The sequence below is a fragment of the Ureibacillus sp. 179-F W5.1 NHS genome, assembly GCF_045369345.1.
GTDB classification, from domain to species: domain Bacteria; phylum Bacillota; class Bacilli; order Bacillales_A; family Planococcaceae; genus Ureibacillus; species Ureibacillus halotolerans.
Genome location: NZ_JBIQFG010000008.1, coordinates 1 through 13,845 on the forward strand (window position 1 = coordinate 1; position 13,845 = coordinate 13,845).

General features: G+C 34.7%; 17 protein-coding genes, 1 pseudogene and 1 other annotated feature. Of the genes and pseudogenes, 2 read left to right on the forward strand and 16 right to left on the reverse strand.

Translation table 11 applies throughout. From position 1 onward, the window contains the following. Window positions 1-377 precede the first annotated feature (377 nt). The 4 genes from ACH0B5_RS05730 to ACH0B5_RS05745 all read right to left on the reverse strand — a co-directional run bounded on the left by ACH0B5_RS05730 (window position 378) and on the right by ACH0B5_RS05745 (window position 2,692). The gene (locus tag ACH0B5_RS05730) at window positions 378-839 is read right to left on the reverse strand and encodes a hypothetical protein (RefSeq protein ID WP_406927530.1); all 462 of its coding nucleotides are present in this window, start codon (window positions 837-839) and stop codon (window positions 378-380) included. Window positions 840-973: 134 nt separating this feature from the next. Further along, the gene (locus ACH0B5_RS05735; RefSeq protein WP_122973108.1) at window positions 974-1,381 is read right to left on the reverse strand and encodes a hypothetical protein; all 408 of its coding nucleotides are present in this window, start codon (window positions 1,379-1,381) and stop codon (window positions 974-976) included. Between the two features lie 164 nt (window positions 1,382-1,545). Continuing rightward, window positions 1,546-2,109 (reverse strand): hypothetical protein, encoded by a 564-nt coding sequence (locus ACH0B5_RS05740; protein ID WP_241559366.1) that lies wholly within the window; start codon window positions 2,107-2,109, stop codon window positions 1,546-1,548. A gap of 115 nt (window positions 2,110-2,224) precedes the next feature. After that, entirely contained in the window at window positions 2,225-2,692 is a 468-nt protein-coding gene (locus ACH0B5_RS05745; RefSeq protein WP_122973109.1) for a carboxymuconolactone decarboxylase family protein, read from the reverse strand. 132 nt (window positions 2,693-2,824) lie between these two features. On the opposite strand from ACH0B5_RS05745, the gene ACH0B5_RS05750 reads away from it, so the two are divergent. Next, complete coding sequence (locus tag ACH0B5_RS05750) at window positions 2,825-3,268, forward strand: Lrp/AsnC family transcriptional regulator (RefSeq protein WP_122973111.1); 444 nt, start codon at window positions 2,825-2,827, stop codon at window positions 3,266-3,268. Between the two features lie 119 nt (window positions 3,269-3,387). Then, a complete protein-coding gene (locus ACH0B5_RS05755) occupies window positions 3,388-3,939 on the forward strand; it encodes a metal-dependent hydrolase (protein ID WP_406927531.1) in 552 nt (183 codons plus the stop codon). Window positions 3,940-4,033: 94 nt separating this feature from the next. Here the strand turns inward: ACH0B5_RS05755 and ACH0B5_RS05760 are convergent, their stop codons facing one another. The 12 genes and pseudogenes from ACH0B5_RS05760 to ACH0B5_RS05815 form a co-directional block, all read right to left on the reverse strand. Next, window positions 4,034-4,885, reverse strand: coding sequence for an RCC1 domain-containing protein (locus tag ACH0B5_RS05760; RefSeq protein WP_406927532.1), 852 nt, complete (start codon window positions 4,883-4,885; stop codon window positions 4,034-4,036). A 148-nt stretch (window positions 4,886-5,033) separates the two neighbouring features. Next, a complete protein-coding gene (locus ACH0B5_RS05765; RefSeq protein WP_158599724.1) occupies window positions 5,034-5,183 on the reverse strand; it encodes a hypothetical protein in 150 nt (49 codons plus the stop codon). A 75-nt stretch (window positions 5,184-5,258) separates the two neighbouring features. Further along, the gene (locus tag ACH0B5_RS05770; protein WP_406927533.1) at window positions 5,259-5,546 is read right to left on the reverse strand and encodes a hypothetical protein; all 288 of its coding nucleotides are present in this window, start codon (window positions 5,544-5,546) and stop codon (window positions 5,259-5,261) included. 278 nt (window positions 5,547-5,824) lie between these two features. After that, window positions 5,825-6,574, reverse strand: a complete 750-nt coding sequence (locus ACH0B5_RS05775; RefSeq protein ID WP_341361961.1) for an ABC transporter permease — start codon at window positions 6,572-6,574, stop codon at window positions 5,825-5,827. Then, window positions 6,575-7,336 carry an ABC transporter ATP-binding protein gene (locus ACH0B5_RS05780; protein WP_406927534.1) on the reverse strand — a complete coding sequence of 254 codons (762 nt, stop codon included), beginning with the start codon at window positions 7,334-7,336 and terminating at the stop codon, window positions 6,575-6,577. 348 nt (window positions 7,337-7,684) lie between these two features. Beyond that, window positions 7,685-8,035, reverse strand: coding sequence for a DUF1048 domain-containing protein (locus tag ACH0B5_RS05785; RefSeq protein ID WP_406927535.1), 351 nt, complete (start codon window positions 8,033-8,035; stop codon window positions 7,685-7,687). 11 nt (window positions 8,036-8,046) lie between these two features. Continuing rightward, window positions 8,047-8,395 (reverse strand): annotated as a pseudogene (locus ACH0B5_RS05790) (DUF1048 domain-containing protein). Between the two features lie 61 nt (window positions 8,396-8,456). Beyond that, window positions 8,457-8,777: a PadR family transcriptional regulator gene (locus ACH0B5_RS05795; RefSeq protein WP_122973126.1), complete on the reverse strand. Its 321-nt coding sequence runs from the start codon at window positions 8,775-8,777 to the stop codon at window positions 8,457-8,459. 424 nt (window positions 8,778-9,201) lie between these two features. After that, window positions 9,202-9,507, reverse strand: a complete 306-nt coding sequence (locus ACH0B5_RS05800; RefSeq protein ID WP_122973127.1) for a hypothetical protein — start codon at window positions 9,505-9,507, stop codon at window positions 9,202-9,204. A gap of 223 nt (window positions 9,508-9,730) precedes the next feature. After that, the gene (gene argS / locus ACH0B5_RS05805; RefSeq protein WP_122973129.1) at window positions 9,731-11,404 is read right to left on the reverse strand and encodes an arginine--tRNA ligase; all 1,674 of its coding nucleotides are present in this window, start codon (window positions 11,402-11,404) and stop codon (window positions 9,731-9,733) included. Between the two features lie 41 nt (window positions 11,405-11,445). Continuing rightward, window positions 11,446-11,663 (reverse strand) — a binding site (T-box leader). An 88-nt stretch (window positions 11,664-11,751) separates the two neighbouring features. Then, on the reverse strand, window positions 11,752-12,657 hold the full coding sequence (locus tag ACH0B5_RS05810) for a TIGR03943 family putative permease subunit (protein ID WP_406927536.1): 906 nt from the start codon (window positions 12,655-12,657) through the stop codon (window positions 11,752-11,754). 10 nt (window positions 12,658-12,667) lie between these two features. Next, window positions 12,668-13,651 (reverse strand): permease, encoded by a 984-nt coding sequence (locus ACH0B5_RS05815; protein ID WP_122973133.1) that lies wholly within the window; start codon window positions 13,649-13,651, stop codon window positions 12,668-12,670. Between the last annotated feature and the right edge of the window lie 194 nt (window positions 13,652-13,845).

Consider the following 13,845-nt stretch of genomic DNA (forward strand, 5'->3'; position numbering starts at 1 on the left):
AGTTAGGATTATTTTCATATAAAAGTGGCTCACTTTTCAACTGCGATGGTGGCTCAGTTTTAGCTTATCAAATACAATCATGATTACTTTAGGAAAATCAATTCATTATTGGATCATACAAATCTCTACTTTCGAAGTGTTCGGAATTGTTTCAGGAATGACATTTATTTTAAGTTTTTTTAATAATCAATCAAAAATTGAACATCAATAATAAGATTTTATTCTAAGTAGCGTCATAACATTTGAGAGTTTCTGATTTGAAAGAACCTTTAAAAAGGGTTAAAAATAAAAGCACTTAACGGGTTAAAATGTTTAAGTGCTTTTACTCATTTTCCTTCTATTTTGTTTCATATTCTATGGTTAACCTTTTATTTAAATCAATATTTAACAAATGTTGTGACTCCTTGATGGGTTATGTAATTAAGATGGCTTAGTTCTTCTATCCATTTTTTAGGGTTTAGTTGAAAGAAACCGTATACATTTTTATAAGTATATCTTTCTACATTGACCTCTATCGGCTCAGGGTGTTCTTCCATATCACGTCGATACTGTTCAAAATCATTTTTGCTTGGAACATAATAGATTTCGATTACATCCCCTATTTCCATATACTTTGCTAAATAGGTAAGAAATAATTGATTCCCCACTCCATTTGCTTCATAAATATAAGGCAACGAGAATAGCCCCTCAATTGACTTTTTCCATTCATTATCTATTTCTTGAACAGAAAAAAAGAAAACGTCTTCCTCTCGTTCAAATACAGTACGATGATTATATTCTTCAATTTCCTCGGGAATTTTAAACGGTTTCGAAGAAGCTAAAAAGGTAATTTCAGTCAATGATTCATCACATCCTAAAAATGATTTATTGTACTAGTTACCTCCCATTGGTAACCCTCTATCTCCTCTGACTTATTCAGTACTTAGCGGAAGATTCCTCTCAAGATCTTATTCCGTAATCCTTATTCGATAGCTTAATCACTATCACTTTTTCCGCTATAAAAAATACTTAGCATGAATGTTAACCCTGCAACAATTTCAATCATGCCAGAATGTATCACTTTTAGAAACCATACCCCTAGAAACGGTATAGAAATCGAAAAAGACGCTGATATTGGTACAATTAACGAAAAGGTAAAACAAGGAACAAATATGCAAATAAATAAGGGGAAATTAAATTTAATGGACCATTTTTTAATCAAAATGAGTGAAAGGTACATACCCCAAATAAAATAAATGATAAATTTAGACCAATATACAGGTGTAAAATTAAATTGTGAACTATCTTTAATTTGATTTTCAATATCAAAACTAATCATTGTTAATAGTAATAAGCCGATAACCCAAATAATTTTCCAAAAATAAACAGACGATTTTTTCATACATCAAAACCTCCCCTTTTTTCATACGTTTCAAAAGAAGATTAGTTCCAAAATTTTACTTACAAAATACATAAAACAGAGCGTTGACTTATAGATCAACGCCCTGCTAATGAATTATTATCCTATATTATGATGAAATGTATAGCAGTATTTCCTCAATAGAACTAGTACGTTTCAACTTTTGTAGTATAATCAATCGAATTGGCGATTTGAACAAGAACTTCTGGCGGTACTTTATCACCTACATCTGAATCAATACTTAATACATATTGCCAACCATCTCTTTCAAAAACGAATAAATTAAACCCAATACCTAGGCCCACAACATATGAAGCTTCACTTCCATTTTTCAACTTAAAGACTTCTGAAATATGTTTTACAAAAGGAATTTTATACTTGATTGGCCGAACTTCAATTTTGTAATGATGTTGGGGGGATTGATCACTGATCATCGTTAATTCAAAATGGTCGTTCATTTCACCATTCATATTTGAAAATCTTCCAAATTGATGGGTAAAACTAATTGGCGGTACTCTAAGGGGAAGCTTCAGTTCTTTTTTAAAATGTTTCTCAAAATCCTTTGTAGCAGCTTCTACTGTTTTGTACCCTATCTCAGGATAAAACTCTTCCATCGGTTGAGGAGAATCTTTTTTGGAATATACATTTTCATATTTCATTCCAAAAAAGAAGACACCTAATAACAATATAAGAGGAATCGTTTTTCGCAAATTGTATCGCTCCTAAATGATATTATTTAGGAATATTTTCTCCAAAATGGCTCTAACTATCCTCTTAAACTAAGAATATTGTGCAGAGATGGCGTGATCCGTTTATTACAGTTATTTATTTCATTTGCCTTCCATCTAACATTTGAAAAAGTAAGTTATTAAATGAAGAATCTTCTTGCGGTTTTAATTTCATTATTGCGCCAAAATATTGCTGTGCTGTTGTAAAAGTAATAAATGCACATAGTTCGCTAATTTCCTCTTCTGTAAAATATTCCTTCAATATATTAAAGTGGGCATCGGAAATATCACTTTTTTGTTTTAAAAATACTTCAGCAAACCCTACCGCGACCGATGTTTTTTCGTCAAACAAGTGGGGATCAGGTTTTCCTTTCGCTTTGCAATATTCACAGCCATTACTTTGAGCCAATGTTCTTCTAACTTGTTCTTTTAAATTTGCAGATAACAATCCATCCTTTTCTAAAACATCTCCTAATAGAGACCATTTTTCCATCACTTGTTGGTTATGTCCTAAAAGCTTTTGAAATGGGGTTTCCCCAAATTGGGACTCCATAATCCTTGTCATATAACGACCTCCTTGTTATATTAAATATGATTTAATTATAATGAAGAAAAAAATTAAATCACATTCAATTCAAAACAAAAAACAGAAAGGTTTTTTAAAAAATTAATTAATTTTGGAGGTTTTACTTTAAAAATGAAAATTGATGATATGGATAAAAAAATTTTAGATGAATTACTTCAAAACAGTCGTTTATCCATGAGTGAGCTTGGAAGAAGAGTGAATTTGTCTTCCCCATCTGTAACAGAACGAGTTAGACAAATGGAGTCATTCGGAATTATAAAGAAATATACGTTAGAAGTAGACTATGAAAAAATCGGCTTACCGATCCAATGTTTAATAGAAGCAACGATAAAAAATGGTGAATATCAATCTTTTAAACAATATATCGCTTCCCTCTCAAACGTAGAGTTTTGTTATCGGATTGCAGGAAGTGCCTGTTTTATGCTTAAAATGCAATTTGATACTCTTGCGAAAGCAGAAGAATTCATTGATGCAGTCGGTCCCTATGCCCAAACTGTAACCCACTTTATTTTTTCCAACGTTCCAACAAATTTAAAATTTAACTTGAACGAATAGAGCTTATTTGAATACAATGGATACATTGCCTATTAAAGGTGGCGTATATTGTCACCCTTGTTTAATCCTTCTTACCCCTTAGAAGATAAACAGCTATTAAAAGAAGGAGGAACATCAACATGAATAAACCGGCACATCTGATGGGTGGCTTAACAGCAGGAGTAGCTGTTTCAAAATACTTAGAACCAACAATAATAAATAGTGGAGCAGTAGATAGTATCGTAAATATTGGAGTAGTGCTTTGTGGAGCTCTACTAGGTTCCCTTTTGCCAGATATCGATCATCGAAAGAGCTATATTGGAAGAAAGCTTAGAGTTGCCTCTTTTATTATTAGTAAAACCTTAGGTCATCGAAGTATCGTACATACACCTATCGTCATTTTTGCATTTTCCGCATTACTTTACTCCCTTACAACCCAATTCACAGGTATTATTCATAGCTTGTCACGGTTATTTGTTATTGGAATGAGTTATGGGATGTTTAGTCATTTACTTTTGGATATGTTAACTAGAAGAGGTATTCCCTTACTTTATCCTTTCAGTTCGAAAAGTTTTCGTATTGCCAATTTTAAAGGGGGAGGCATCGGCGATTCCCTAACAATGATCATTGGTCCAATTTTAATTGGTTTAATGGTACTAGATTCTATCATTCCTTTTCTTTTCAGAACGTAACTTCAAAAAAAGACGTTACATATTTTCTCAGAAATATGTAATGTCCTTTTTCCACTATATTAATTCCTTTTAAAGGATATTATGGCAAAAGAAACTAAAGTTGAATATCATGCCAGTAGTTTACATCGCATTGACCATATTCATTATCACCTACAGCAACAACCGTGCCGTCCGATTTCAGTCCAACAGTATGGGCACAACTCGCCGATACTGCCACAATATCAATCCAATCACTTACATTACATTGGCCATACCCATTCCAACCTATAGCTACTACAGTACCATCCGATTTAAGCCCGACCGTATGATTACTTCCTACCGCAATTGACACAATATCACGCCAGCCATTTACTTCGCATTGTTCATGTTTATTGAAACCTACAGCCATCACCGTTCCATTTGATTTAAGAGCGATTGTATGAAGATAACCTGCTGCGACGGCTACGATATCATTCCAGTCGTTAACATTGCATTGGCGATAACGATTATTTCCTGTAGCCAATACGGTTCCGTCATTTTTAAGGCCGATTGTATGCCAGTCACCTGCAGCAACCGCCACTATATCATGCCAAGTATTTACATTGCATTCGCCTTCATTTTTTCGACCTACCGCTACTACCGTACCATCTGATTTCAGTCCAACGCTATGACGCCAACCCGTCGCAATCGCCACAATATCATCCCAACTGTTTACATTGCATTGATCATACGTATTCCAACCCACAGCCAACACGGTTCCGTCTGCTTTAAGACCAACTGTATGAACATTTCCCGTGTTCGTCGCCATATGAACATTACCAGCAGCAACCGCCACTATATCGGTCCATTCATTTACATCACATTGGCCCAATTTATTATCACCAACAGCTATTACCGTACCGTCTGATTTCAGTCCAACGGTATGCCGACGCCCTGCCGCAACGGTATCTTTTGGCCATCTTTTCATCTTTAAGATCACCTCTGTTTATGAAGTTACTTTTTTATCTCACCTTTTCCGCTATTCTCTCAAAATTATATAAAAAGCAGCCATCTCCTCAAATGACTGCTCTCCTAATAGATTAAATTAATTCAACTTTTTTGGCTAAGTGCTTTATTTATAAGAATGGATTATTTTGTTTAGATAACTTTTTAATTTCTTCTTCAGTTAATTTTCTAACTGTACCAGGTTGAGATGCCATTTTATCTATTAAATCCATTAATGATTCTTCATCCATTTTTTCCTCATTAATTTTTTCATCACGCATGACACCCTCTTAGATAAATAGTACTTTATGTAATAAATCAAAATTATTTCATTGCTTATACAAGAATATATAATATTATTGTAGAATTTTAAGTAAATTGTTATAAATTGTGTTATCGTATGATAACGAATATTCAGTAACGAAATTTGCCTCTCCTTCTACATCAAGTAAGTTAGTGTCATCAATACTAATAATACTTTCATTGTTAATTCTACTTTCTTCAAGTGCATCTTCACTATCTTGAATAGCATAATCAATATCATTACCTTTTAAATAATCAAGTACTATTAAAATAGACTTACCGGGAAAAACATTTCGATTTTTTAGTTCTCCATTCCTAAAAACATTAATAGTTACAGACATATATATCCCCCTTTATTACTATAATAAGTAAATTTCTATGATTTGTCTGTAATATATTTTTGATATAAAAAACGCACAACTCAATCGAATCATAACTTATTACATTATCTTATTCTATCAATTTACTACGTTTGTTTGTGAACTCGTCGCGACAATATAAACCGTCTGTAGTATCTTCCCACGATTAAACATTAGGTTAATAAATCAAAAAGGCACGAAAAAATTCTCCGTGCCTTCAAAACATCTAGTTACCCCTGGATACTGGGCAAATGGTGCAGTTACCCTAGCTGACGTTTAAATGCTCTATTTGCAAAAAAGTAAGCGATGATCATGATACCGACGCACCATGCAAGTGCAATCCAAATATCGTTGCCGACAGGGCCTTCATACAAGAGGGCACGAATCGCATTTACGATTGACGTTACCGGCTGGTTTTCAGCGAAAAGGCGGATAAGTTTTGGCATTGTTTCCGTCGGGACAAAAGCTGAACTGATAAACGGTAGGAAAATTAGCGGGTACGAGTAAGCTGTAGCTCCTTCCATCGACTTTGCTGTCAACCCTGGTATAACCGCCAACCATGTCAGTGCTAGCGTGAACAGACCGATTATTCCTGCTACAGCAAGCCAATCCAAGAAATTAGCGCTAGAACGAAAACCCATTAAAAGGGCTACAAGAATAACTACCACAAGCGTTAACCCATTGGAAACAAGAGAGGTCAAGACGTGAGCCCACATAATCGAGGAACGTTTAATGGGCATCGTAATGAAACGGGCCATTAATCCACTCTTTACATCTGTAAATAACCGCAAGGATGTGTAAGCGACACCGGATGCGATTCCCATCAATAAAATTCCCGGTAATAAATAATTAACGTAATTATCTGTCCCTGTTTCTATTGCGCCACCAAAAACGTAGACAAATAACAGCATCATCATAATCGGTGTAATTGCCACCGTAATAATCGTATCTGGACTACGCATGATATTACGCATTAAACGACCAAGTAAAACCCCTGTTCTATTTTTCATTTACATTTCCTCCTTTTTACCTATAATCGCGAGGAAAATATCCTCTAACGTCGGTTGGTTTTCGATGTACTCAACTTTTGCTGGTGGGAACATCTCTTTCAATTCCGTTAGGGTACCTGTTGTGATGATTTTCCCTTCATGTAAAATGGCGATTCGGTCCGCCAGATGTTCAGCTTCTTCTAAATATTGAGTCGTCAATAAAATCGTCGTACCACCATCTGCAAGCTCTTTAACGGTTTCCCACACTTCAATCCGTGCCTCTGGATCTAACCCTGTCGTTGGTTCATCGAGAAAAATGACTGCTGGAGTACCAATTAGACTCATGGCAATATCAAGCCGACGCTTCATCCCACCTGAATATTGGTCTGCCCGACGATTGGCCGCATCCGTCAAACTAAACCTTGTCAGTAGATTGTCAGCGACTTGAGTAGGATTGGAAACTCCCCGTAACTTGGCAATCATGATCAGATTTTCTCTACCAGTGAGCATGCCATCTAAAGCTGCGAACTGTCCTGTCAGACTAATGCTCTCGCGAACATAATCTGGTTGATGTTGAACGTCAAAGCCACAAATATTTACTTTACCACCATCAGATTTCATCAATGTCGAGAGGATGTTGATTGTCGTCGTCTTGCCTGCTCCATTTGAACCTAGCAAAGCGAAAATTTCACCACGCCGTACATCAAAATCCACTCCCTTTAATACTTCCTTGTCTTTATAAGATTTCTTTAACCCTTTTACTGATATCGCTACATTGCTCATATTTTTTCCTCCTTATATTAAGTGTAGAAAGATTGCTTTCGAAATCGAAAATTTCCTAGCTTAGTCTGAAAAGAGAGGTAGATACTCGTATACAGACAAAGCAGTATAAATATCCGATTAACGGCCTTAATTCTAGATTGCCAATACTCCCCTATTAAGTCTGACTTATAATAAGTATTACTTAGTACCAAGTCAAAAAATAACTGAATAGTGAAGGTGATAATTCACATTGGTTACCCACTATTCAGAACGGGATTATTGCTTCTACTTAATCGATTCTTGAACCTCTTATCCATCCTCAATATACTCGCTTTACCTCATATACATTTTCCTTCTCGGTACCTATTTTTACTTCTTTTTATCTGTAATCTTTTTCATTGCCTTAGCAACTTCTTTGTCTACAGATTCTTGGTAGATGTCAGCGTATGTTTTTGAATCTTTGATTAAATCGTCGCAGAAAGCTGCCACGTCATTACCTGTCACTTCGAGTACACCTTTCCCGGAGGCAGCACCTTCTTCAAAAAGATCAATAATTCCCGAAAGTAAACCAGTCCCTTCGGTTAACTCGACAGGGCCGACCTTAAAAAAATATTTTTGAATCTCCTTGTAAACAACACGATAATCTTGTGGGAGGGCTTTGACACGCGCCATGTGTGCTCTCCACTCTTTTTTACCCTCAATAATGTCTTGTATGCTCATTTTTATCCTCCTTATTTACCCAGTTTTTTAGCAACATTTCTGTTTAGTTGCTCACGCCACTTATCGCGATAAGATTTTGCTTCCTCTTCACCGCACAATGCCGAACAGAAGCCTTGAATATCATCGCCCAAAACCTCTTGAACACGCTGACCTTCCGCTGCCGTTTCTTCAAGTAGACCAAGTACACCGTCAAGAATTGGCATGAGGTTGCGACCAGTGAAATCTGAGTGCGACCAAAGATTAGCTTTAATTTTTTCCCATGCCGTTTGATAATCAGATGGCAATTTTTTGGCACGGGATTCAAAATTTTTCATTTCTTTCGTCATGTCACTACCTGTAATTTTTTTCCCAAAACCTCATTACTTTTCCTCCTTTTTTTATAAAGCTGAACCAAAAACACTGGACGATACAATTTATGAAACTAGATTGACTTTAAAGCATTAATTTTTGAAGATAAAAAATCCCATTTTTCCCAAAACAATTCAAGTTCCTGGCGCCCAGCTTCATTAAGTGTGTAAAACTTGCGGGGTGGACCCATATCTGACGGTTTCTTTTCTACATTAACTAGTTTTTTCTTTTCTAATCGTACTAGGATAGTGTATACAGTTCCTTCCACAACTTCAGTAAACCCAAGTTGGTTTAGGCGACGGGTAATTTCATAGCCATAGGTTTCATGACGACTAATAATTTCCAACACACACCCTTCCAGCGAACCCTTCAGCATCTCAGTTAAATTTTCCAAGTTCAGCGCCCCCCTATTCTGTCTGACTTATATTCTGTATTACTTAGTACCGAGAAAAAATTTTACTTAATAGCTTTGTGTAAAAAGGCTATTAAGTAATACTAACTACATCTATAATGTAGCACTAAGTAGTGAGGGTGTCAATTAAAATTTAGAAACTTTTTCAAAATTCACTACTAAGCACTACAAGTATCAAGTAACACTTACTACAAGTACATCGTAACACTAAGTAGATTGACTGTCAATTGGAATTTATAATTTTTTTTAATTCTTTTAATTCTGCTCATTATTTTTGAAATTATTAATTGTCCATATTTTATCCTTTGGATTACACACATAAAGAAAGAGCACAACTTCTACTCTGAATTGTGCTCGATTGTGGAAATATAAAAAATTTATTGTTAGCCTATTTCTATAACATCATTTATTCTTTTGGTAAAATTCCATTTGTAATTTTCAGTAACAATTTGTTTAAAATGGTTACACATAAATTGAGGATAATCAAGACGAAGGCAAGAAAAACTATATATTTAAAGATTATATTCGAAATTGATCCTACAATCCAATTCCCTCCAAAGTATATAAAAATAAAGCCCATTAATGTTGCTAAAAGATAGGATATCCCAACCCCTAAAATTTGGCGTTTTGTCAGTACCTTTAACGTTCCTCTATTTTTCATAATCCTGTAAATGATGATTACAATAGATATAGCAATAAATAAATACTCCATTATATAACCACTCCTACTTTTCATTCTTGACATAATGACGATAAAATTCTTTATGCTTTTACCGTATCAATAGGAATCAACGTTTTTTTGAAAGTGAATGATAAATTCGATATAAACATTCACTTGTAATTGACAAGTAAATAATATCCCAGTTTATTTTGATAATATCATTTTGTTTTATAATAAAACATACCCCCTTCTTGAATATTAAAAGGGTTTATTTTTACATCTCCTTAGGTGCTTTAATTCCTAATAATCGTAAAGATTCTTGCAAAAGTATCGAAACCGCATAAGCAACTTTCAAACGTTCTCTTTGTAATTCATCATTCGTTAAAAACTTCGTATTAGCATAATATTTATTAAAGCTTCTTGCTAGTTGCAAACTAAATTTCGCAATTGTTGAAGGATTTGCTTGAACAAAAGCCGTTTCGATTACATGAGGAAAAGTTTCAATAAGTTTTATTACTTCCCACGCTTCCCCATCTAAATAATTTAAATGCGATTCCGTAAATGAAAATTTGCCTTTGTTGAGTAAAGTTTGAATCCGCGCATTCGTATATTGAACATACGGTCCCGTTTCTCCTTCAAAAGTCACCATCTTTTCAATAGAAAATTCGATATCATTCATTCGTTCATTTTTTAAGTCGTTGAAAATAACTGCTCCAATTCCGACCTCATTTGCTACTTTTTCTTTATTTTTAAGTTGGGGATTTTTTTCTTCAATATTTTTTCTCGCAGCTTGCATCGTTTCTGCTAACACATCGGCTAGTAAAACGACCTTCCCTTTACGAGTAGACATTTTTTTCCCGTCCTTTAACATCATGCCAAATGGAACATGCATTAAATTTTCGGACCATTGATACCCCATTTTCTTCAACACTGCAAACAACTGTTTAAAATGGAGCGACTGTTCATGGCCGACCACATAAAAAATTTTAGCTGGTTCATATAAATTGTATCGATACATGGCCGCTGCTAAATCACGGGTCGCATATAAAGTGGCCCCATCTTTTTTCATCATTAAACAAGGTGGCATTTCTTCTAATTGAACGACCATCGCACCGTCGGATTCTTCAAGTAATCCTTTATTTATTAATTCTTCTACAACAGAACCCATTTTATCGTTATAAAAGGCTTCACCGTGATAGGAATTAAAGGAAACACCTAACATTTGATAAATGTCTTCAAACTCCTTTAACGAAGCATCTCGGAACCATTTCCATAATGCGTGAGCTTCCTCATTTCCATCTTCAAGGGCTTTAAAAGCTTCTCTTGCTTTGTCGTTTAACGACTCTTCTTTTTCTGCTTCTTCATGAAACTTTACATAAATTTTTAATAGCTCTTCAATAGGATTTTGTTCAATAGCCTGTAGATTGCCCCACAATTGGTAGGCAACGATCAATTTCCCAAATTGGGTACCCCAATCTCCTAGATGATTAATACGGATAGCTTCATAACCTAACTTCTCAGAAATGTTTGCTAACGCATTGCCAATTACCGTGGAACGAAGATGTCCCATCGAAAAGGGCTTCGCAATATTTGGTGATGAAAAATCTAAAACAACCTTTTGACCGTTTTTCTCTTTTGTTCCAAAATGATGTTTTTCCAATAAAACCTTTTCAATTACATTATTGGCCACTTGTAATTGATGAAAAAATACATTGACATAGGCCTGTTCTGCACGCACTTCTTGTATAAAATCACCTTGAATTTTTTCGGCTATTTCCTTCGCAATTAATTGAGGAGATTTTTTCAACTTTTTTGCTAGTGTAAAACAAGGAAAAGAAATATCTCCTAAGTGGGCATATTTAGGTATTTCCAACAATGATTCTATTTCCTCAACTGATAAACTTTCATTTAATGCCTTCGAAATAAGGAACGCTAATTTCGTTTTCATTTTTCATCCTCCTCTAAACAAAAAAGCTCCCGTCTCTATAAAAAAGAGACGAGAGCATAAATTCCCGTGGTACCACTCTAGTTGCCACAAATGTGACCGCTTTTTTCGTTCATAACGGGGTGCCTTCCCCGATCTTCTCTACTAAGTTTCAAGAAGTTTCTCCAAAGTGCGTTTCACTAATATTTTCAGTATTAGGCTCCCACCACCCCTAATTCGCTTACCCTTCCATATTAGCTACTGTCTTTTTCATCGAATTTCCCATTCATTAAATTAAAATTGATTCTACATAATCGTAAATTGAAATGCAAGAAAATTTTAATAAAACAGTTCAATGATTAAAACATAGTTTATTCAGCTAACGTTAATACCGGATAAACATATGGTTCAGTCGGCTCGTCTATTACTTTCCAGCCAGTTGCTTTAATAACTGGAATTTCATATCCCCCGTAATTTGTCACATCTAATACGCCTTCAATTTCAAGCCAAGTATCCTCTTTTAAAGTATTTGCCCCTTCAAATTCCGTTAAAATCCCTAAAATACTAGCGTCAGCTATACAATGGGTAATCATAAAACGAGATAATACGAGTTGATTGGAATTAAAGCCATCTTCTTTAAAAACAAACCCGCTCATTTGAATGGTTCTTCCTACATATTCCGTTGGATTTTCATTTAACGCTTCGTAATAAGAACCAAAAATATCATCTTGCATTTGAATCGTCTCGGATTGCTCAAGTAACGATAACTTTTTCTCATATTCTTCATTTGATAAATAATTGTTATTCACTAATGGAACGTGGTCACTTGAATAAATATCAATATTTTCTTTATCTGTAAGGGTTGTTTCATTCAAAGGGGAAGTTTCCTTTTGATTTACTTGGGAAAAAATCGCTCCTTTATTTGAAGCAATGGTGGAATTTAAAGTAGCTGGTTCAAAAGCAAATCCCGTAATAATAGGAAAAACCATCACACTGTAACTGAATAATCTTGATAAATTAAATTGTTCATTGCCATGGTCATGACCGTGATGACAACTTGGACCACAATGATGATGTCCTTTCCCTTTCCTTTGAAAAATACGAAACAGCTGTATAAAGAACAACAGGATAAAAATACCCGCTGCTAACTTACTAATATTTTCATATTTCGGGTTAATATATTTCATGATCGTCCCTGTCGAATGTAAATCAATGAAAAACAACACGAATACGCCTAAAATGACAGCTTTGATAAAATGTTGCAAGTGAAACTTCATGGAAACACCCCTATAGGAAACTAGTTAAACTTACAAATAAAAAGACAATTGTTGTAATTAGAAGGAATAATACGAATACAAACTTCGCCTTAAAGACACTTAGTAACATGATCGTATTTTTCAAATCAATCATAGGTCCATACACTAAAAAGGCAAGGATGGAAGTTGTGGGAAACAAGTTTCTAAAGGAAGCACCAATGAAGGCATCTGCCTCTGAACATAGGGATAAGAAGAATGCTAATGCCATCATTACAATCGTCGAATGGTAAACACTATCTCCGAAAGCTAGCAACGCTTGGGCAGCTACAAAGGTTTGTAAGCCAGCTGCGACAAAGGCACCAATAATTAAATATTTACTCATATCAAAAAATTCATCGATTGAATGTTCGAACATTCCTTTTACTCTTTGATATAAAGGGGGGTGTTTTACTTTTGATTTTGTGACGCTATGTTCCTTATGTTTTAATTGATTTGATTTAAATAAAAAGCTTATCACTAGTGCAATGGCTAATGCTGCGACAAACCCAACGCCCATTCGTAACAAAGCCATCCTTAAATCATTTCCAAAGGCCATATACGTTGAAAGGATAACAATTGGATTAATTAATGGACCGGTTAATAAAAAACCAACTCCTGCATATAAAGGAACGCCTTTATCAATTAATTTTCGAACAATAGGAACGATTCCACATTCACATGCTGGAAATAAAGCACCGACTATACAACTCATGAACACGGCTTTTACTTTACTTTTCGGAATCCATGACTTGATATGTTCTTCCGTAATAAATATTTGAATAAATCCAGCAATTAGGACACCTATTAAAACAAATGGAATGGCTTCGATTAAAATACTAAGGAAAATGGTATTTAACTGGGGTAAAGAACTCCATTCTTCCGTAACGAAAAATGGACTAAAAAAAATGAAACCAACGACTAAAAGGAGGAAAATGATTGTAGAAAGATTAAATGAAGATTTTTGGCTATAGGACATTGAAACTCACTCCTTCTCCATATTTTCATAGAACTACTTGTTCGATAACATTTCTATCTACCTTGTTCTAAATTTTCTATTATCAACAATACAAAATACTATTTTTTAAATCTCCTATAGTAATTTTAGTAAAGGAAGCATTAAAACATGCTAAAAAAATGATTATTTTTCAAACCATTACTTATAAAAAAGAA

Coding starts and splice junctions, on each gene's coding strand:
- ACH0B5_RS05735 (WP_122973108.1), bottom strand. CDS start 1,381: ATGAAAAAATCGTCTGTTTATTTTTGGAAAATTATTTGGGTTATCGGC.
- ACH0B5_RS05780 (WP_406927534.1), bottom strand. CDS start 7,336: ATGAGCAATGTAGCGATATCAGTAAAAGGGTTAAAGAAATCTTATAAA.
- ACH0B5_RS05785 (WP_406927535.1), bottom strand. CDS start 8,035: ATGAGCATACAAGACATTATTGAGGGTAAAAAAGAGTGGAGAGCACAC.
- ACH0B5_RS05800 (WP_122973127.1), bottom strand. CDS start 9,507: ATGGAGTATTTATTTATTGCTATATCTATTGTAATCATCATTTACAGG.
- ACH0B5_RS05815 (WP_122973133.1), bottom strand. CDS start 13,651: ATGTCCTATAGCCAAAAATCTTCATTTAATCTTTCTACAATCATTTTC.
- ACH0B5_RS05775 (WP_341361961.1), bottom strand. CDS start 6,574: ATGAAAAATAGAACAGGGGTTTTACTTGGTCGTTTAATGCGTAATATC.
- ACH0B5_RS05765 (WP_158599724.1), bottom strand. CDS start 5,183: ATGCGTGATGAAAAAATTAATGAGGAAAAAATGGATGAAGAATCATTA.
- ACH0B5_RS05760 (WP_406927532.1), bottom strand. CDS start 4,885: ATGAAAAGATGGCCAAAAGATACCGTTGCGGCAGGGCGTCGGCATACC.
- ACH0B5_RS05755 (WP_406927531.1), top strand. CDS start 3,388: ATGAATAAACCGGCACATCTGATGGGTGGCTTAACAGCAGGAGTAGCT.
- argS (WP_122973129.1), bottom strand. CDS start 11,404: ATGAAAACGAAATTAGCGTTCCTTATTTCGAAGGCATTAAATGAAAGT.
- ACH0B5_RS05750 (WP_122973111.1), top strand. CDS start 2,825: ATGAAAATTGATGATATGGATAAAAAAATTTTAGATGAATTACTTCAA.
- ACH0B5_RS05810 (WP_406927536.1), bottom strand. CDS start 12,657: ATGAAGTTTCACTTGCAACATTTTATCAAAGCTGTCATTTTAGGCGTA.
- ACH0B5_RS05745 (WP_122973109.1), bottom strand. CDS start 2,692: ATGACAAGGATTATGGAGTCCCAATTTGGGGAAACCCCATTTCAAAAG.
- ACH0B5_RS05770 (WP_406927533.1), bottom strand. CDS start 5,546: ATGTCTGTAACTATTAATGTTTTTAGGAATGGAGAACTAAAAAATCGA.